Source organism: Dongia sp. (genome assembly GCF_041906375.1).
Lineage (GTDB): Bacteria > Pseudomonadota > Alphaproteobacteria > Dongiales > Dongiaceae > Dongia.
In genome coordinates this window covers 514,515-536,163 of sequence record NZ_JAYRJJ010000001.1, presented here as the reverse complement: position 1 = coordinate 536,163, position 21,649 = coordinate 514,515, and the positions used below count along the sequence as shown (strand labels likewise).

The 21,649-nt window shown below is 56.5% G+C and carries 6 protein-coding genes; 5 read left to right on the top strand and 1 reads right to left on the bottom strand.

Annotation, left to right across the window (positions count from 1 at the left end; all coding sequences use genetic code 11):
* Nucleotides 1-10: 10 nt before the first annotated feature.
* From ACE3OA_RS02405 to ACE3OA_RS02385, 5 genes are all read left to right on the top strand, one after another.
* Nucleotides 11-1,009: an SDR family oxidoreductase gene (locus tag ACE3OA_RS02405; protein WP_374307450.1), complete on the top strand. Its 999-nt coding sequence runs from the start codon at nucleotides 11-13 to the stop codon at nucleotides 1,007-1,009.
* A 16-nt stretch (nucleotides 1,010-1,025) separates the two neighbouring features.
* The gene (locus ACE3OA_RS02400) at nucleotides 1,026-2,561 is read left to right on the top strand and encodes a PfkB family carbohydrate kinase (protein WP_374307448.1); all 1,536 of its coding nucleotides are present in this window, start codon (nucleotides 1,026-1,028) and stop codon (nucleotides 2,559-2,561) included.
* Nucleotides 2,562-2,935: 374 nt separating this feature from the next.
* Nucleotides 2,936-3,811: an NAD(P)-dependent oxidoreductase gene (locus ACE3OA_RS02395; RefSeq protein WP_374307446.1), complete on the top strand. Its 876-nt coding sequence runs from the start codon at nucleotides 2,936-2,938 to the stop codon at nucleotides 3,809-3,811.
* Entirely contained in the window at nucleotides 3,808-4,962 is a 1,155-nt protein-coding gene (locus ACE3OA_RS02390; RefSeq protein WP_374307444.1) for a class I SAM-dependent methyltransferase, read from the top strand. The genes ACE3OA_RS02395 and ACE3OA_RS02390 overlap by 4 nt, the downstream gene beginning before the upstream one ends.
* A gap of 88 nt (nucleotides 4,963-5,050) precedes the next feature.
* Nucleotides 5,051-6,220, top strand: coding sequence for a class I SAM-dependent methyltransferase (locus ACE3OA_RS02385; protein ID WP_374307441.1), 1,170 nt, complete (start codon nucleotides 5,051-5,053; stop codon nucleotides 6,218-6,220).
* Between the two features lie 649 nt (nucleotides 6,221-6,869).
* On the opposite strand, the gene ACE3OA_RS02380 is transcribed toward ACE3OA_RS02385, so the two are convergent.
* Nucleotides 6,870-21,647 (bottom strand): calcium-binding protein, encoded by a 14,778-nt coding sequence (locus ACE3OA_RS02380; protein ID WP_374307439.1) that lies wholly within the window; start codon nucleotides 21,645-21,647, stop codon nucleotides 6,870-6,872.
* Between the last annotated feature and the right edge of the window lie 2 nt (nucleotides 21,648-21,649).

Here is a 21,649-nt window from a genome sequence, read left to right as displayed (position 1 = left end):
GGGATCTGGTATGAAAAAGAAATGTGTCGTTACCGGTGGCGCCGGCTTCATCGGCAGCCATCTGACCGAACGGTTGCTGGCTGATGGACACGAAGTCGTGGTGGTCGACAATCTGCATACCGGGCGCCTGTCGAATTTGCAGGACTTAAAGGGCGAGCAGCGGCTGTCGTTTTTAGAGGCCGGCGTCGAAGATTTCGCCCGAATGCGAACGGTCATGCAGGGAGCCCAGTGGGTGTTCCACTTGGCCGCCCGCGCCGATATCGTGCCGTCGATCCAACAGCCGATTGAATACCATCAGGCAAACGTCCAAGGGACGATTTCCGTTCTGGAAGCGGCCCGCGCGGCGGAAGTGGAGCGCTTCGTCTATGCCGCCTCTTCGTCATGTTACGGCGTTCCAGATGCCTACCCCACGCCGGAAACAACGCCTGCAAGGCCCCAATACCCCTATGCCCTGACGAAATATATCGGTGAGCAATACGTCATGCATTGGCAGCAGGTGTATGGTTTGCCCGCGCTTTCACTACGCTTTTTCAACGTTTTCGGGCCGCGCCACCGCACAACCGGTGCCTATGGCGCCGCTTTTGGAGTCTTTCTCGCCCAGAAGCTTGCGGGCCAGCCCTACACAATTGTCGGTGACGGCAATCAGACGCGCGACTTCACCTATGTGACCGATATTGCCGATGCGCTGGTGACGGCAGCGGCGTCTGATAAGGCCGGTCAAATATACAATGTCGGTTCCGGGGGAACCTATAGCGTCAACAGTCTCATCGACCTTCTGGGTGGCGAGCGGGTCTACATTCCCCGGCGGCCGGGTGAGCCAGACTGCACCTTTGCCGACATCTCAAAGATAGCCAGAGAACTCGGCTGGCAACCGACGGTGAAATTTGCTGATGGTGTCCGGAAGATGCTAGAGCATATCGAAGATTGGCGCGACGCCCCTGTATGGACAGCGGACAAGATCCGAGAAGCGACCCATGATTGGTTCCGTTATCTCGGCAGGAACTCATAGGACACCCCCACCCAAAATGTCTCATCCCAGCCAAAAAATTCATTCGGTCGCCGAATTGGGAGCGATAGCCGCGTCTGCTCGCGCTAATGGAAAATCTGTTGCGCTCTGTCATGGAGTCTTCGACGTCCTGCATCTAGGCCATGTGCGGCATCTTGAGATTGGGCATCGCGAAGCGGATATCCTTATGGTGACATTGACCGGCGATCAGTTCGTCAATAAGGGTCCGGGCCGTCCCGTGTTTTCTGAGGGGTTGCGCGCGGAAATGCTCGCCGCGCTGTCCTGTGTTGATTATGTGGCGATCAACCAATCGCCCACTGCCGAGCCTGTGCTCGAGGTCGTTCGCCCCAGCCTCTATGTCAAAGGCGGCGAGTATGAAGATGCCGCCAACGATATTACCGGCAAAATCACCTCCGAACAGGAGGTAGTTGAGCGCCATGGCGGCCGCGTACTATTCACCCACGACATCACCTTCTCCTCCTCATCGATCATCAACCGCCATCTCGACGTTCTTGAACCCGAACTGCGTGTCTTTCTGGAGAAGATGCGATTGAGTGGTGCCGAAGACTCCATCCCCGCGCTCATTGACAAGGTTCGCGATTATCGCGTGGTGTTGATTGGTGATTCAATCCTTGACGAGTATCAGTATGTCTCGCCTTTGGGGAAGTCGTGGAAGGAGAACATGATCGCGACGCAGTTCATGCGCGCGGAAAAGTTCGCCGGTGGCTGCTTCGCGGCAGCCAATCATGCCGCCAGCTTCTGCAAATCCGTCGATCTGATCACGGTCATCGGCAATGACAGCGCGGATCTCGATCTTATCCGAGCAAATCTACTGCCGAACGTGAAGTTGCATGCGCTACACGCTAGTGGGCGCCCGACGACGCGCAAGGTCCGCTTCATCGATCCAGCCTACTCACTGCGCAAGTTGTTCGAAGTTTATCATATGGACGACACGCCGTATGACCCCGAACTACGAACCCAGGTCGACCAGCTTATCAAAGATCTCGTGCCTGATGCCGATCTGACCATTGTGACGGATTTCGGGCATGGCTTGATCGCGCACTCGACCATAGATTTTCTGACCAAGAACGCCAAGTTCCTGGCCGTCAATGCACAATCCAACAGCGCCAATCACGGCTTCAACCCCGTGACCCGATACCCGCGGGCCGATTTCATCTGCATCGACGCGCCAGAAGCACGTCTAGCGGTCAATGAGAAGTTCGCCACTCCGCAGCAGTTGTTGGACGACTTGCTGCCAGCGCGAATGCGGTGCGATCGTGCGATCGTCACATGGGGCGCTCAAGGGTGCTATGCACGCGATCCCGATGGAGAGATCGTTCATATTCCGGCATTCACACGCTCGACGGTCGATACCGTCGGCGCCGGGGATGCTTTCTTTGCTGTTGCGGCGCCTTTGGCGGCGGCCGGCGGAAACATGCGGGATGTTGCATTTGTCGGCAATGCAGCCGGTGCCATCAAAGTCGGCATTGTCGGACACCGCAGCTCTGTTCAAAAGGTGCCAATTCTGAAATTCCTGTCGGCCCTGTTCAAATAGACGGAACTCAAGCAGCGACAACTCAGCCCGGGAAATCGACCATGAGTGCGGGTGGTCCGCCATACCAGATACGTCTCGATCTGCAGAAGAAGCGTGGCTTGACGGGGCTCGGCTCTTTGACAAACCAATCGCGGCAAGATGCCTCCCGGCACCTGGACATCTTGCCCACTAGATACAAATTCCGCAGCAAGCGTCTTGCTGGAAGATGGCCTGCACCCGCGGCCGCCTCAATTGATGCTTTCGATACACGCCATGTGCGGCAGCAAGTGCCCGATGTAACGGCCCACGCGGGTTGCTATCCAATAGCACACTATCTGTTCGCATTGCCCTGTGGCTTGTGCAAGGCAACCTGAGTGCCAGTGCTGGAAAAGCGCATGATCGATGTCCTAGTGATCGGAGGCGATGGCTTGATAGGCGCCGCTCTGGGGCGAGAGCTGAGCAGGCGTGGCGCGCACTTTGCCGAAACGTCGCGGCGGCGGGAAAAATGCGGGCTGCCTGGAGTTTATTTTCTCGATCTTGAGACCCTTGTGGGCCTCGATGATATCCCGCCGGCGCGCACCGTCGTTCTTTGTGCAGCGGAGACAAATCTCAAGCGCTGCGCGGAAAATCCCGAGCGATCTTCAGCCATCAACGTGAACGCACCTGCCCGGCTGGCCGACCGGGTGCAAAGCCATGGCGGCCGATTGCTTCTGCTTTCGACCAGCGCGGTCTTGGACGGTTCGATAGCAAAAAGTCCCGAGGACACGCCCTATTCCCCCATGACCGTATATGGTCAACAAAAGGCGCTGGCCGAAAGGGCCGTATTGCATGATGGCAGCAACCTCGTTGTTCGGATCGGCAAAGTGCTGCACCGACAACAGACTCTTTTGGCTGGCTGGAAGGAATCGCTGACATCCGGACAATCGATAAGGCCGTTCTCGGACCTTATTGTGGCACCGGTTGGTGTGCATGCTGTTGTCGATATCCTGATGCGCCTCATAGATGACCAAGCTGCGGCTGGAATCTACCAGTTCACATCTGATCGCGACGCGACCTATGCGGATTTGGCAGCTCAAATGGCGCGAGTTCTCAATGTGCAAGCAAGTTCCGTGCAGCCGATGACTATTGAAGAAGCCGGCATTCTTCTGGAACACAGTCCACTACACGCAACCTTGAGTGACAAGCGACTGCAAGCCGCAACGGGCGTAGGCGCACCAGCCTGGGAATCGGCGATGGCTGAAATCTTCACCGCTGAGGAGTTGGGGCAATGAAACAAGCTTGCCATCTGTGTGGCAGCAAGGACGTGGACGAGGTTGTCCCGAATTTCGATGTGCGCTTTGTCACGTCCGATGCCCGGCCATGGCCGGGTCGCGCCAGATTGCTGGTATGCGATACCTGCGGCACAATTCAAAAGGCGACGGATGCGCTTTGGCAGCGAGAGGTAGAAGAAGTCTATCTAAGCTACAATATATACCAGCAATCCGGTGGCGCGGAGCAGCGGTCGTTTCACGAAAAAGGCCTATCCCAGGCGCGCTCGAAGGTCATCCTTCAAAAACTGTTCGAGTCCCTGAAAATGCCAGAAGCCGGGCGATTGCTCGATCTTGGCTGCGGCAATGGCAGCCTACTGGCTTCGATGCAGTCCGTCGCGCCGGACTGGCATCTGTATGGTACGGAGTTCGACGCCAAGAATCGCCAACGCATAGAAGGCCTAGCCGGCGTTCGCGGATTCCATGCTGGCGACATACGGGATCTGCCGTGGACGAGCTTTGACGTCATAACGCTCATTCACTTGATCGAACATATTCCCGATCCGGCGTCATTTCTGCGCACCGCGGCGACCCGTCTTTGCTCCAGCGGCGTGATTTGCATTGAATGCCCAAACATAGAGGCGAATCCCTTCGATCTCGTCATATTCGATCATTGCACCCACTTTACAACCGCGACGCTGGGAACCAGTTGCAGAAGTGCTGGCCTTCAAGTCATGCAGAGCGCCTCGGATTGGGTGGCCAAGGAAATTTCCTTGGTAGCGCGGCAGGCGGATTGCGAAGCGCTGGCTGCGACACTCACCAGGCACGGTCAAGCCGGCCTCGAGACATTGCAGACACATCTTCGCTGGCTCGCCGCTCTGGCATCCGGTGCACAACGTGCGGCGCACATGCCGGGGTCGTTTGGGATTTTCGGTACGTCCATTGCCGCAGCGTGGTGCCAGCACCAGACGGGCGGAGCTGCCCGGTTTTTTGTTGACGAGGACCCAGATCGTGTCGGGCGAGAGTTCATGGGCAAGCCAATTCTTGCCGTTGGCTCGGAGCCTGCGGATGGCAATGTGCTGCTGTGCCTGCCGGATGCCGATGCCGAGCGTGTTGCCGCCAGACTTAACAAGAATAGCCGCCGATACCTGAAGCCTGCGGACGTCATGTCCTAGCGTCGGAGTATTTCGGCCACCGTTGATCATTCGCGCCGCACCCGGCCATGCCGTACCCTACCGTCGATCCGGAAGAGAGACCAAAACGATGACCAAAGACAAGCAAGCGCAACCATTCCTGAGCTTCTATGAACAGCGCGATATCATTCCGGTGCGCCAAGATGCCCGGAGTGCGGACGGGCATTTCTTCCGTCGAAAGTCACTCTATCAGCAAATGGGTATAACGCCGGCCAATGTTCGCGGCCGGCGCGTAATTGAGTTCGGCCCCGGCACGGGTGACAACGCGACCTATATCGCCAGCCTCAAGCCGGCCAAGCTCGTCCTGGTGGACGGCAATCCCAGGTCGGTCGAAGAAATCAAGGTGCGGGCCAGCAGCGGGGCGCTTGGGGAGGCCTGCGATGTTCACAATTCGGACATCCTCTCCTACCAATCCGCCGAGAAGTTTGATCTTGTGATCTGTGAAGGTACCATTCCCGGACAGCTTGATCCGGCCTCGTTCCTTCGCCATGTCGCGAGCTTCGCCGACGAAGATGGAATCGTCATCATCACCACGATGAGCGCAGAGAGCTATCTCGCTGAGATTTGTCGTCGCATTATGACGCCGCTTCTGACCCGGGATTGCGCCGACAACGTCGCGGCACTGACGCGCCTGACTGAGTACTTTTCGGCAGATCTGGCGTCATTGCCGGGCATGACGCGCCGATATGACGATTGGGTTCTGGACAATATCATCCATCCTTGGACAAAGAGGGGCGAACTCTTGCCAATGGATGCAGCCATCCGTGCTCTAGCTGACAACTTTCAGTTTCTTTCGTCATCGCCGCGGATGCTTCAGGACTGGAGATGGTTCAAGTCGATCTCGAATGACGCGCAGGAGAATGTCGAACTGACCATCTCGGAGTATCGGCGCTGGTCAATGTATCTGCTGGATTACCGAGTGGCACCGACGGCAGGCGATGCAGATATGGGGCATCACGTCGAGACTCTATGCAATGCAGCCTTTGAACTGGAAAGGACCCTTCCAGATCGGCCGCTCGATCGCGATTTCCTTACGTTTCTCGATACCCTTCGACCGCTGGCTTCGCTGCTTCGCAGTCGTTTGCCGGGAACTCAAGCCTCTATCGATTCGTTTATCGATGGGATGACTCTGGCAATCGAAGCTGGGGCGACAAATGAAAGAACCGAAAAGGCTTTCAAAGCATTCCGGAGTTGGTTTGGCCGAGGACAACAATACATGAGTTTTCTACGCGTTACCTAGCGCCGCAAACTGCCGATTGCCTAAAGCGCTGCATCTTCGGCCTCGCCCACACAAGCCCGGACCAGGGATGGCGACGACGTTATTGGCGGCCCAATCATGGGGCGGCATACTGCCCTCCCCCTTGTGGCGTGGGGCGCGCTGCTACGGCGGGGCGCACCGAGGCATCCGCCGCCTGAAGCGGAAGAGTCGGGCGCTTTCCTTACATTCGACGGGCATTCGCCCGATACAAACGTACAATTCCCTGCCTGTCTGTTCACTACTTGTCTGTGGAACGCGGACGCGATCACCCGCCATCGCGTCTTGCCGCCCGCGGCAATCGGACCGGCTCCGGCCGAAGCGACACCAGGAATCAGGGGGCGCAAAGCGCGAAGAGAAACCCGAACCCGCGGTGGGGGCTGGCTGTGCTGGCAGTCTGAGGCGAACCGGCCTCTGCTCTTTTCTCTGTTTTTCAGGGAAGAAACAGGGAATATCGCCATTTCAGCGGCGCACCACCCATAGTTGACACAAATCTATTAGATAAATCATATAGTTATCGAGAACTTCCCTATTCAGCCAATCAGGGAAGCTCATGCGTCAAACAGCGAGCCACTACTCGGGACCAGCCAAACACAAGGGCGGGATGGCCTACTTCGGCCACCCCACCTCCTTCTTAGTGCCAACTGGCGGCAAGGACAGGCGCCAGCGCCTGCCTCGTCGTGTTGTCAAGATTGATTTGGCCGACTGGCGGTGGCGTAAAGCTTGCCATCGCCATAACCAGCTGCTCGACATCGACCGCCGTTGCATAGCGACCATCAGCCAGCTGCACCTGATCGAGCTTGTAGTCAGTCCCCGTGTACCAACCCTGTATCGTCGCTCGGTCATCTGTCCCCACGACAGACACCATCAGATCATCCCCATTTCGACTGAACCAAAGCTGGTCATTTGCAACCGATGCAGAAATTAGGAGGGCATCTGCACCGCCGTCGGTATCAAGGGATTGGATCAGATCCTGCCCCGTTCCCCGGCCGACCTGATAGCGGTCCGCCCCATCACCCCCGACCAGCGTATCGTTGCCGGCACCACCGATCAGAAGATCGTTGCCAGCAAAGCCTTCCAGCGTGTCATTGCCGCCGGCACCGGAGAGATATTGGTTGGCGGACGAACCTGTGAGAATATTGTCGCCGTCATCACCCGCAAGGATTGCCGCGTCGCTATAGGTGCGTGTGGTGATAACACCACTCGACCCCGTATAGCTGACGGTGAATCCGCCGTTGGGGAGCGCGGTGATGTTGGCAGTGGCGCCGGCTGCATCAACCAGGAACTCGCCCCCAACCTTGGCGCCCGTGGCGTCATAGCGCTGGCCATTGATCGCGTTGACGCTCCGCCAGACCACAACATAACCACCGTCTGTCAGTCCGGTCACTTGCGGCTTTTCCTGGTTGCCGGCCGTGGTGGTGTTGACCAGGAACTCCGTCCCCACCGCCACTCCTTGCGCCGTGTAGCGTCGACCATAGATGCCGTAAGCATCGCCATCCTGCCCACTGGCCGATTCCCAGATCACCACAAAGCCACCATCCGACAGCGCCGCCACCGACGGCAACTGCTGCGCATCCGAGCGGCCCGAATTGATCAGGAAGTCGCCACCGCCAACCTGGTTGCCTGCCGCATCGTAGAGCTGGCCGCGAACGTCGTACTGCCCCGCCGAGCCATCGGTCCATGCCACCATGAAGCCGCCGCCTGCCAGTGCCACGATATCCGGCTGATGCTGGTGATTCACCGACGCCGTGTTGATCCGGAACACCGAACCCACCAGCGTCCCGTCTGCCGCAAAACGCTGGCCGCCGATCCCGTACCCATCCGGATCGATCCCGGTCGCGTGCCACGTCACCACATAGCCGCCATCCGACAACGTCGTCACCATGGGTGGATTGCCATTCCCTGTCGTCCAGGCCGTGCCCAGGGCCGCACCGGTCGCGTCATAGCGTTGAACGGCAATGCCACTGCTCGTCTGCCGCGCTATCACGAACCCACCGCCACCCAGCGCAGACGTCGAGACGACATTGCCCGGCGCCGCACCCAGCGCGAACTCCGCACCCATCACTTGACCGCTCGCGGTCAGGAACCGGCCCTTCGCGTTCCCGCTGACATTCCACGCTACCAACTGACGGCCATCCGACAACGTGATCACCGACGAATTGCTGCCCGAAACCGAACTCGTCACCGCCGTGGGTCGTTGAGCTCCATTGGTCGTCACAACACTGCTGAATGGTTCCACTTCGAGATTGAACGCCTCGCTGAGGCTAAGGCCACCGGTATCCGTCGCTGTTACAGTTATGGTCACAGTGGTCTCAGTAGCGAGATCCAAGCTCACGCCGGCCTTTAGCTTCAGCTTACCATTGACGACTTCAAATCTGTTATCTGAGACGGCAAAGCTGTGAGTGTCGCCCGTATCTGGATCTGCGACGCTGAGAGTACCAACCTCGGCTCCCTGGGTCTGTTCTGACACGGTCAGCTTCGACAGCGTAACCGCTGTCGGCGCCTCATTCACATTGCTTACAGAGATGACGAAGGCCTGGGAACGGGCGAGACCACCGAGATCCGTTGCGATGACAGTAACATTGACACTGGCGGCCGCCTCACAATCGAGACTGACGCCCGCTTTCAGTTTGAGCTGGCCACCGACAACTTCGAAACGATTGTCCGAAACGTTAAACGTATGGACATCTCCAACATTTGGGTCGGTGACGGTGAGCGTGCCGATAACGGCGCCAGCGTCATTCTCCGCAACAGTAGCACTGGAGAGGCTGATTGCCGTCGGCGCATCATTCCCATCCTGCACCTGAATCGCAAATACTCGCGAGACAAATAGCCCACTGCTATCAGTCGCCTTTACGGTAATGTTGTGGCTGGTCGCCGTCTCAAAATCGATCAAGCCACTGTTCGCAACGGTGACAATGCCAGTGGTGGCGTTGATCTTGAAGCGGCCACCGGCGTCATCTAACAGGCTATATGTCAACGTGTCTCCGAGATCGACCTCGGTCGCATGCGCCGTAATGCCGACGGCGACATTCACCGCACCTTCTTCAAGCACCACGTTGGCCGCCATATCCGTGTCAACCAGGTCGAACGGTGACACGTTGACGTTTGAGACACCAAAAATCCGCATATGGACCACATTCCCCGCCCCCGTCCAGGTCACGGCAAACCCACCGCCTGGCAGGGCGGCTACGAACGGCTCGGAACCACCTGCACCCGGCGTATCAATGCTGAATTCAGCACCAACTTTCTGCCCGGCTGCGTTGTAGCGTTGGCCGTAGACTCCGGTCCCTGTCGTCGAGTACCAGACAACTGCGAATCCACCATCGGCCAGGCCGGCTGTCTGCACGTGATACTGATTGCTAGAGATTGTCGTGTTGATCAGAAACTCGCTGCCGACCTTCTGGCCGGTGCTATCGAAACGCTGGCCATAGACGCCCCAATCACCGGGGGCATCCTGTCCATAGGAGTTCCAGACGGCAACAAAACCACCGTCCGATGTCGCGGCAAGGGCCGGCGCGAACTGATCTGCACCAGCCGTCGTGTTGATCAGGAAGCTGCTGGTGCCAATCTGCTGGCCCAGGGCATCGTAGACTTGGCCTCGGACATCGCCGCTATTGGTACCATAGTCGCTCCACACGGTAACGAAGCCGCCGCCCGCCAGGGCAATCACGTCCGACAAAGATTGATTGCCGCTGGTCAGACTGTTGATCGGGAACACCGCGCCCACAGGCGCTCCGCTGCTGTCAAACCTCTGTCCGGCGATTCCGGAACCACTTGCATCGGCTCCACTCGCTCCCCAGACCACGATGTAGCTTCCGTCGGGATAACTCGTCACCGAGACGCGGTCTTGATAGATCGCGTAGCCATAAGTACTACTGACGACAGACGCGCTAAGTGTCCAAGCGGTTCCGATCGGTTGATTGCTCGAATCATATCGCTGCACGCGGAGCTGGCCGCTGGTGCCAACTTGCGCTGTCACGAAGCCGCCGCCGGGCTGGCTGGCGACCGCACTGAAGCCGATGGCTGTTCCCAGCGAGAATTCGGCGCCCAAGGCGACTCCCGCCATATTATAATAGCGACCTTTGGCTCCGCCGCTGGTGAGCCATGTCACCAATTGGCGGCCATCCGTTAGCAATGTGACGCTAGAGCGGCTACCGCCGCTTGCGACTGTGACGTCCGGCCCGGGTCCAGATTGCTCCGTCGCGTTGACGACATTGATTGTGAAGGATTGCGACTTGCTCAAAGCACCAGAGTCGGTCGCCGTTACCGTCACCGCGACGCTGGGTTCGGCCTCGAAATCAAGGCTTATGCCGGCCTTCAATTTCAACTTGCCGCCCACTATCTCGAAACGATTGTCCGAGATCGACAAACTGTGGCTATCCCCCACATCCGGATCAGAAACCGTCAGCGTGCCAATCTCGGCGCCGGCGATATTCTCGATGACATATCCGTTCGATAAGGAAATCGCTGTCGGCGCCTCGTTGACATTGCTCACCGCAATGTTGAACGTCTCACTCTTGGAAAGACCGCCGGCATCCGTCGCCACTACCGTGATGCTGTGGCTCGTTGCCGTCTCATAGTCAAGTAGACTGCTAGTGGCAACCATTACAACGCCAGTCGCGGCGTCAATCTGGAACCGGCCGCCGGCATCGTCGCTCAAGCTGTAAGTCAGCGTATCGCCCGCATCGGGGTCGCTCGCCAGCGCTGTGACGCCGACCACCGTGCCATTGGCCGCGTTCTCCGCGACACTGTTTGCCGTCGCGTCAATGTCGACGAGCGTGCTCGGCGCCTCGTTCACATTGGTGACCGCGACTGAGAACGTCTCGCTCCGGGTCAGACCGCCGGCATCCGTCGCCACCACCGTGATGCTGTGGCTCGTTGCCGTCTCGTAATCCAGCAGGGCACCGTTCGCCACCGTAACGACACCCGTCACCGCGTCAATCTGGAACCGGCCGCCGGCATCGTCGCTCAAGCTGTAAGTCAGCGTATCGCCCGCATCGGGGTCGCTTGCCAAGGCCGTAACGCCAACCGCGGCACCATCTGCCGCATTTTCAGCGACCGCATTGATGGCGATGTTCGCGTCGGTCAGTGACCCTGGCGCATGATTGGTGCTTGCGTAGTCGAAGGAACGGCTGCGAATAGTTCCATCGGCCGATTGCCACGCCACTGTGAACCCGCCATCTGCATCCGCCGTGATCGACGAGAAACGCTGACCGCCGGTCGTGTAGGTGTTGACCGTGAACTCGGTGCCTAGCGGGTTCCCGTACTTGTCGAAATGCTGGCCGGCGATATCGTAGTAGATGTCGGAACGCGCTGTGTCCCAGGTGACAACAAAAGAATCGTCCGCCAACACCGTGACAACAGGGTTCCATTGATAGTCGCCGGTGTTCGTGTTGACCTTGAATGCCGCGCCAACAGGCGTTCCGGCCGCATCGAAGACGCGCGCGTACACGTCCTGCGCCGATCCATTCTGCGATTCCAGTGCGAACCAGGTGGCAACAAATCCGCCATTCGACATTGCACTGATGCTGACGGTGCCTTCGTTTGCCCCAGCAACACTCGACAGAGAAAATTCGGCGCCGAGTGCTTGGCCATTGGCGGCATAGAGCTGCCCTTTGACGTCGTATTGGCTGGCGACGGCGCCGCTTTGCCAGGCGATCAGAACCGTGCCATTGGCCAGAACTGTCGCGATAGGCAAGATCTGATAGTCGGCCGTGATTGTATTAACCTGGAAAACGGCACCATCGGGCTGGCCTTGACTATTGAAACGCTGCGCCCGGATCCCGTCACCGACGCCATCCACACCGCTGCTATTCCAGGTGACGATAAAACTGCCGTCAGCATTCGTTGCCACCGAGGCGCGATAATTGTAGCCGCCCAGGCCATTGGACGCCCCGGCACCGGCATAGGGCGAAACGCCCGGGATCTGCTGCTCGCTACCCGATAGATAGGCGCCAGCTTGGTCGTAGCGCCGGATCGTCAGCGTGCCACCATAGATGCTGGCGGTGACAAATCCCCCACCCTTGAACGCCGCAACGCCCAGCTTTCCGTTGGCATCGCCGAGCGAAAGAACGCCAGAGGGCGCTTGCCCATTGATGCCGACAATCCGTCCCTTGGCTACCGCGCCTTCTATCCAGGTGAAAAGATGATCGTCACTGGACAATGTCGTCGCCCCGGCGAGTTGAGCGCCACTGAATGTCGCAACAATTTGCTCCGGCTGTCCGATCGGGGAGAGGCTCTCCACTTGAATCATCAAGTCCTGAGCCTGAGAGAGACCCCCTGTATCAGTAGCGACAACCGTAATCTTGTGGCTGGTGGCATTGGCGTAATTGAGCAATGCGCCATTCGCAACCGCCACCACGCCTGTCGTGGCGTTGATCTGGAATCGACCGCCGGCGTTGTCACTGAGACTGTAGGTCAGCGTGTCGCCGGCGTCCGGATCGGTCGCATGCACAGTGATGCCCACTGATGTGCCGTTGGCTGCACCCTCACGCACCACATTCGACGCGGCATCAGCGTCGACCAGCAGGCCCGGCGCTTCGTTCGCGTTTCCAGGCGCGGAAACCGCAATATGAACCGTTGCTTCTGCGGTACTACCTCGACCATCCGACACCGTATATGTGAACTCGGCCGTTCCCACGAAATTCGCCGTCGGAACAAAGACCAAATCTCCGCCCTGCAGAAAGACTGACCCACCAATCATGCCGTCAATGGATTCAAGGGAAAGCGCGTCACCATCAATGTCGGAATCATTGGCGAGCAATCCCGCGATTGGAATGACCAATGATTGATTCCCAACTGTCTCAAACCCGGAATCATCTACCGCGATCGGCGCGTCATTGGCGGACTGGATTGTCAGCGTCACCTGGCTGACGGACGTTCCTCCCATCCCATCACCGACGGAATAGGTGAACGAGTCACTGCCGCTATAGTTGCCGTGCGGCACATAAACAAAGGACCCGTTCGCGTTGAGCGTAATGAGGCCATGTGCCGGATTGCTGACGAGGGTGGCAGTCAGCGTGTCACCATCGACGTCAGTGGCTCCGCTAAGGAGCCCGCTGGTAACGGGAACGGCCAGAGCCGTGTCTTCGGTAACCTGATAATTGATTGCACTTGCCAATGGCGCATCATTCGCGGCCGCCACAAGTACATCGACGATGGCGGTACTGACTCCACCCTGTCCATCGCTAATTGAGTACGAAAAGGATGCCGGCCCGTGAAAATTGGCTTCCGGCCTGAACGTAATTCCTCCGGCTAAATTCACCCACGCGGTACCACCGGTAACATTGGAGACCGCCTTTATGATCAGCTCATCGCCGTCTGCGTCTGAGTCATTTGCAATGAGGCTGGCTTTCGACATGACCAACACGACATCTTCGGTCGTCCCAAATGAGTCCGCCGCAGATAGGGGCGCACTATTGCCAGCAGATATCTGAATACCAACATTGTCTCCGAGGAACTGAACTTGCTCCAAGTTTCGCAATGTGTCGAATCCATCGTTCCCATCGGCTGTCTTCAAGTCTCGAATGATGGTAATTCCATTTACCGTCGAGACCTCATAATCGCTGCTCTTGCCGCTATAGATGGCTTTGTCAAAGCCTATTCCGCCGTCGAGCTGATCATTGCCCGCACCGCCGGCCAATACATCGTTGCCCTTCGCACCTTCAATCCGATCATTACCTGCAAAGCCAACGATATTGTCATCGCTATCGGTGCTAGCCGCGCCGAGCATAATCGCTTGTACTTCGACCCAAGAAAGGACATCGCCGTTGGCAAAATGAAATTCCTCAACCCGATTGTTTTCCCCGAGAAACTGATCTTGAATTGAAAGAGTAAGCTCCTCAAGACCGTCGACCTCGATCAACAGGTCCTTGCCGTTTTCACCGGATCGCCTGAATACCAGAAGCTCCTTTGGGATATTTGGTCCGAATTGGACCGCATCCAAGGTCCCTCCGCCATCCGAGATTACGTCGCTGCCGTAGCCCCGGTTGAACACATAAATGCTGTCACTCGCGCCACCAAACAGCTGATCGTTACCGCTACCTCCATCTAGCGCGGCACCGCTCTCCTCAAAGATGATATTGTTGCCCGCTCGATCGACCGAAAGATCGAGCCCCGCGATGTAGTTGCGTGTCCATACTGTTCCATCGGCAAAATGGTACTCTTCGACGCCAATCGCCGATCCATTTTCGAGCTCATCAGCGCTGGCACCAAGCGCGCCGCCCTTGATGATCAAGCAATCGTTGGTGCCCGCAATACGAATAACCAGATCTTCGAAGGACTCTCCGGCCCGGCTCAGAACCAGGTCTTCTGGAGCGATATCGGCGGCGAAGCTCACGATATCGGTAGAGCCTTGAACAGGTTGCTCGGCGCCGCTCACCAGCGAATCACCGACCGACGAGTCATCGACAATTACGTCAACTCCAGAGCCTCTTCCGAAGACATAGGTATCGCTGCCATCCTGTCCGATTAACGTGTCATTGCCCGCTCCGCCATTGAGCGTCGCGTCGTGCACCAGTCGATCGACTAGTACATCATCTCCGGCAGTTGCAGTCGACAGCGACTGCAGCACCTGAGCAGCGGTGAAATCAGTACCATCCGAAAACCTGAACTTCTCAATGACCGGGTCCGCACCAAAGAACTGTTCATGTATGGTCAAGACATCTGTAGTGCCAGAAATTCTTATAACGAGGTCATTGAAGTTGTCCGTTCCGCGCGAAAAGCTAACGTCTGTCGGCGCAACGTCGCTCAGAAACTGTACCGTATCCACCGATGTATCGTATCCGGCGGTCCAATATCGTGGAACGATGTCTACTACCGTGTCAGATCCATATCCCCTACCGAAGACATACGTGTCATCTCCCAGCCAACCTTCCAATCTGTCCTGACCTGCACCTCCATCAAGAACGTCATTCTGATATCCCTCGCGTCCCAGTAAGAGATCGTCACCAACGGACTTCGCGCCGAGAGCCCGCGCCTCGATATCGCTCGCCGTCCATACATCACCATTGGAAAACTGGATCTGTGAGATAACGCTGCTGCCGAACCGCGGCCATTGATCCTTGATTGTCAGGACGTCTGACGTCCCCTTGACGAGTATCTGCAGATCCGCGTGAGAGTAGGGGTCATAGTCAGTATTGTTCCGAACCCATCGGACGGTCAGATCGTCGGCAGAAATGCCGGACTTCAGTTCGACCAGATTGTTCTGAGTAGTATCGATCACCAGGTCCTGACCATAGCCGCGACCAAAGACGTAAGTATCGACTCCCTGGTCACCGCGAAGCACGTCATTTCCTGCCCCACCATCAAGCCGCTCGGCAAACTCATATCCCCAGATCGTTTCAGCGCCGGCCGAACTTTGATTGTCAATTGCCCTTTGGCCAATCTGAGTTCTGTCGAGCTGGGAACCGTCCGAAAACTCAATACCTTCAATTGTACCCCAGCTTATTGAACCCCACGCGATCTTGACTTTGTCGCCATTCGTCCCGACGTCGATGTCGAAACCATGTCCATTCTCCGCCCGATGCACGACAATGTTGTCACGGGTGATTCCCGCACCGAATTTAATGAGATCAATGGCTGTCGGAGAACCGTCATCCGTTTCTCTGATCGTGTCGACGCCGTCTCCAAGATTGAAGAGATAAGTGTCGCTGCCGGCCAACCCGTACAGCACATCATTTCCCGTCCCGCCATGCAGTGCGTTCGCTGCAGCGTCACCAAGTACCAGATGCGAACCTCCGGATGGATTGGTGAGAATTTGACGAAGATCGTTGGCACTCCACACGGTTCCGTCAGCGAAGCGATATGTGCCAATGCCGAACGGATAAGTGTACGTATTCGTCGAGCTGTTGTAGTAGGGGGTCAATTGGTTGGAGATCGTGACCTGATCGGGAGTGCCAGCAATCGACAGAACCACGGAATAGTCAACGAATGTAGCCGTGACGTCGCCCGGCGTTATACTAGGCCCAAACTCCAGCGTGTCATTCCCATATGCTGACTCGATCCGATCCGACCCGTACCCGATACCAAATTTATAGGTGTCGCCGCCGCCAAACCCTCGAAGATAATCGTTGCCTGCGCCACCATCCAGAACATCCGCCTCGCCATAACCGATGACAATATCGTCACCTGCTGATTGCGCGCTGGCAATCGTCGCGGCTCGGATGTCGGCATGCGACAGGACTGTTCCGTCATTCAGCTTTAGTACGGTCGAATCCGTGAAGGTGGGTATTGTGAGCTTGTCCTCGGATCCGCGAATTCTAACAATCAGTTCCTGCCCCGCCGACGGCTCACCATCCCAGCCCGTTACAATTGGCCGAGCAAACTCTAGATCCGAGAGGCTCACATCCGCTTTGAAGCGAATAACCACATTGTCGCTTCCCACAACTTCGTCTTGGCCATCGCCATGTCCGAATGAGATCGTGCTGAGACCATAGGTCCTAATCGTATCGTTGCCGCTTCCCGCATCCAACTCGACTGCGCCATCGGATAGATCATAGATATTGTCATTTCCCGACGAGCCCTGTCTCAAGCGGTCGTACAAATCGACCTTCGTCCAGACAGTACCATCGGCAAAGACAAATCTTTCGATACCGTTCTCCACACTCTCGGTGATGATTTGGTCTTCGATCGTCAGAGAATCCTGCGTTCCCAGAATCTCAATGCGAAGCCAGGATCCATCCAGCGACAGCTTTAGGTCTGCCGGCGACACACCTGCCGAGAACTCGACCGTATCTAGTGCGCCAAAATCACCATACTCGTTAGTGATGCGATCCTGCCCATATCCACGGCCAAAAACATAGGTGTCGTTGCCTTCGGCGCCATTGAGCAGGTCGTCGCCGGCCACACCATCTAGACGATCGTCGCCTGTGTCTCCGAGAAGGAGGTCTGCCTGAGGCGTGCCGCTTGCCGGGGCGATGTGCGCAAGCAAACCCGCCTTGTTCCAGACGGTCCCATCCTTGAAGATAACACTCTCAAGAGCGCCCGTTCCGGTCTTAAACTGCTGGCTGACGGTCAGAACATCCGTAGTGCCCTTGATCTGAATGATCAGATCATTAAGTCCGCTCCCACCGCGACTGACGACCAGATCGTCAGCGTCGATCCCATCGCCGAGCTGTAAGGTGCTGGCTCCCTCGACATCGACAATCCGATCCTGACCATAGCCAATTCCGAAGCGATAGATATCGGTGCCTCGACCGCCAATCAACGTATCCCGGCCAGCACCTCCGTCCAGAAGATCACTGCCTCCGCCGCCCAGCAGGCGATCGTCGGCGGTGGTTGCCGCTGCCAGCATTGTATCGATATCGGTATCGGTCCAAATAGTCCCGTCGCTGAATACAAAACGCTCGACACGCTGAGGTGAGTCCCCGAACTGATGCATGATCCTCAATTGATCGGCGCGACCACTCACTCCGATGTAGAGATCCAGATCGCCCAACCCGCCACGCGATATTGCAATATTGCTGGATGTCACACCTGGACCAAAACGAACTTCATCGAGCACGGAGGTTCCTGCATCGGCGCTTCCATCCTGCGCTAGCTCGACAATTTTGTCCTGGCCACTCCCAATGTCGAAAACGTAGGCATCGCTACCTTTACCGCCCTCGAGACTCTCATCCCCGCCGGTGCCAGTCAGTACATCATCGGAGGAAGTTCCATATACGTGGCTATAACCCAGATTTAACAGATTTCCGCCCGTATCGACCTTTGCGCCGTCCGCGAACTCCAGTTCCCGTATCGTCGAACCGGCTTTGATGAGAATGGTGCCACTCGACCCCGCAATCTGAACCAACACGCCGTCTGCCTGTTGGGTGAACGTCACGTCCGAAGCCGCAATTCCTGCGGCAAATCTGATTGAGTTGAAACCGTCAGAGTCCCAGATGACATCTGCACCCGCATCTCTTGCTATCCAATATACGTCGTCACCGACGCCACCATTCATCGAGTCATTGCCTGCACCACCGACGATGAGGTCTGCCCCCTCTTTCCCGTCATGGCTCCAGACATCGTCTCCACCGCCGTAGTTCCAGTCCCTGCCTTTGAGATAGTTGGCTTCGTCATCGCCAACGATGGCATTTCGGATCGTTCCGCTATCGAACGCAAGCCCATCCAGGGCAAGTGCTTGATCAAGCTTGGCCCGCATTGCAGTTCCGACTTCGGCAAAGTTGCTCTGCAGCGCTTCCAGAACAAGGACCATCGAATGCCAATACTGAATTTTGGCCTGTTCATCGCCCGGGGAACGCGCGGCTATCGACGCCAACGTCGCGTCAAGCGACATGGGCGGATCAAAGGAGAGAAATGCGAGGCCGAAATCCTGGAGTCCCGGCAATACTTGCTGTCCAACCGGTATCTGAGCCAGCAATCGCGCCGCGGCCTTCCCCGTGAAATCGCGCCAATCCTCGAGAATATAGGAGGACGCAATCTGTCTTGGTGAATCCGCCGCACTCGACGTATCGCCGCGTCGCAACCACGGGAGCCCGTTGATCTTTTCCGTCGCCACGAGAATCCGGGCGTCGATGGAATCCCCGCGTGACGTCGGATCGACAGTATCGGCTTTCGCCCACCTTAATAGGATGGCCTCGACTTGAGAGGACAGTTTCGGCAGATCGGCGACGGTCGACGCCGCCAATTCCGCCACCATCTCTCTCAACAGCGGGTCGGCACTCATGGCGATATTCAGATCGTCCAGCTCGCCCCGACCGGCCAGATTTGGAAGGCTATCAGTAGCAGGGTCGATTATCTGTTGCGCGTCATGGCGCGTTGTCGTTGGATCAAAGTTGAACCATACATCGGCAACCGTGCCGAGCGACCCATCGGCACGCTCAAACGATCCAATGTCAGTCACTGGATTTCCGTTAATCGTCTGCGAAACATGTTGGGCGGTGACCGAGATCGACTTAATACCGACTTCCGTCAAGCTACGCAGTTCGTCTGCCTGGCTCTTGCCATCACCGTTCGCATCGAGCCATACCTTCAGGTCCGTGAACTTCGCATCCGATGCATCGATCTTTCCGTCTCGATTGGCATCTAGATCAGAGAGGGCTTCGAAGCCACTATCCCATTGCCCTCTCGATTCATCGCGTGTCGCTTCGATACCCGCACCGAACAGTTCGGATTGAGAATCGATCGTTCCGTTGCCATTTCGGTCCAGCGCCAATAGACCATCACCACCCGACACCCAGGCGGTTTGTTCAGCAAAGCCATCATTGTCCAGATCGAAGAAGGCGGTCGAGCCTTTGAGCTGAGTAACCTCTATGCCGTTCCCATTGAGATCGATGACAAGAGGAGATTGAAACTCCTCACCATTGTCATCTCCCGGATCGTCGACAAGCTTGATGCCGAGATCACCATCTTCCCAATCTTCGACGTAGATTGTCGCACCGTCAGAAGTGACGATCTTTAGACTATCATCTTGTGCATAATATTTTTCTCCAGAATCACCTGTATAGAAGCTGTCCGAATCATTCGCCTTCTTGCCATGAACGAAAGTCGTGCCATTGTATTTGGCGCGATCGCCTTTCTCAGGATCCTTAATGTGGTCGCCATCGCCAACAATAAAGGTGTCCGCACCGTCACCTCCGGTTAACTCGTCCTCTCCTCCGCCACCATCCAGCGTGTCTTTCCCCCCATCACCAAACAGCTGGTCATTATCGGCGCCACCGTATAGTTCGTCTTTTTCTTCGCCCCCGTGAAGTTCGTCATTGTTGGCGCCGCCAAAAATCTTGTCCTCACCACCACCCCCCCAGAGTTTATCATTGTCTTTGCCGCCATCGAGTTCATCCTTGCCAGTTCCTCCAACGATGACATCGTCGCCAGCATTGCCGCTCAGCTTATTGCCGTCACCACCGAAGTCGGTGATTATGTCGTTGCCCTCTCCGCCAATGAGCTCATCATTATCTTGGCCGCCAATTAAAAGGTCGGCTTCAGCGCCACCATCGAATCTGTTCTGTCCATCTCCTCCGAAGAACACGTCCTGTTTATCGCTTCCAACTGCGACGTCAGCGCCACTTGCACCAAAGAACAGCGCACCGTAGTTACCTTGCTGTACAGGAGCGACGACGTCTATCATGCCCGACTGATCGCCAGCCACCGCGATGCCCGAAAAACGCCCTTCCTTCAGAACTATCGTACGATTGTATGCGTCGCTAACTGCTGCACCGGCATCTCCCTGAAGGCTGCTTAGAGCTTGTCCCCAAAGGGATAAGGCTAAGTAGGTCAAATAGGTCGCGCCAGGAAGCTGACCTTCGTCAATGCCATCTAGCGAATGAATCGGAAGAGTCGCCAGGTTCGCAATGAATGCGTTGTTCTGTTCACTGTAAAGCTGAACCTTTGGTATGCTTGGGTTACCCTCGATCGCATTTTCCGCCAACTGCAGAGACAATCTGATTAAGGCCCATCCACCATACTGGTCTACTAGGCCTTGTTGGTATGCAGCGACAATCTTCTCGCTGTCGCCTATCAGATTATTTAGGGGGGTATCATTACCCTGAATGAATTGATCAACGATTTTGGCTAGAAATACTTCCATGCTTCCGGCTCCTGCGCCGGCTTGCATGTGCCCACCCTCGGAGAAATTTGAAGAATCCATGAAGGGTTCGTAAAACTCTGGAAATATCTCACTCCATGCCTCCATTCGCTCCAAACCAAAATACGTGCAGAAGCGCGTGAATGAGATTGTATGTCGCCCAACTTCAGTTCCACCTTCGCCGATTTCAATCGGATGCTCACTGCCGAGAAAGTTTGCCCAATTTGGCAGATAGCTATGCGCCATATCATCAGGAAAGTAGAAATTCTGTATCTTGCTCGTGGAGACATTTGGACTGGCCGGGATGGAAATCACATCGATGAGATCGTTTGGGTGACTCGGATCCTCTGAATACGATGCTCTAAAGTTCCCCGCAGAACCGATATCATAGAGGTATAGCTCCTTATCGGTGCTCAATATCGACGTATTCGCAATCGCGATTGCGTTGAGAGTGATCGCATCGGCGCCGAAATATGCGCCAGCAAGCTGCGCCATGGCACCGCCCTGCGAGTGTCCGGTGATCAGAAGATTGTCAACGGATATTCCATATGTCTCTATTACTGATCGTACGAAATCGATTGCAAACGCATACTGGGCCGAGCCAGTTCCTACATAGGTCCCGACCATCGCCACAACATCTTGGATATCGTCTGGCTGCATTCCGTCGAAGGCGATGACATATCGTCCGTTCTTCAGAAAGACACCAACACGCATGCTCAGCGGCTCAAGCCAGTCTTTGTATTGATAGTCGGCGACAAAATTCAGATCAGACCAACCTGAAGGAAGAACCTCGCCAATCTCTGCGCCGGTTTCATCCTTTTTTATGTAGGTTCTCATAATGAGTGAGCTGAGGTCAGTAAGAGGCACCTTAGTTGTTAAAGTCATGT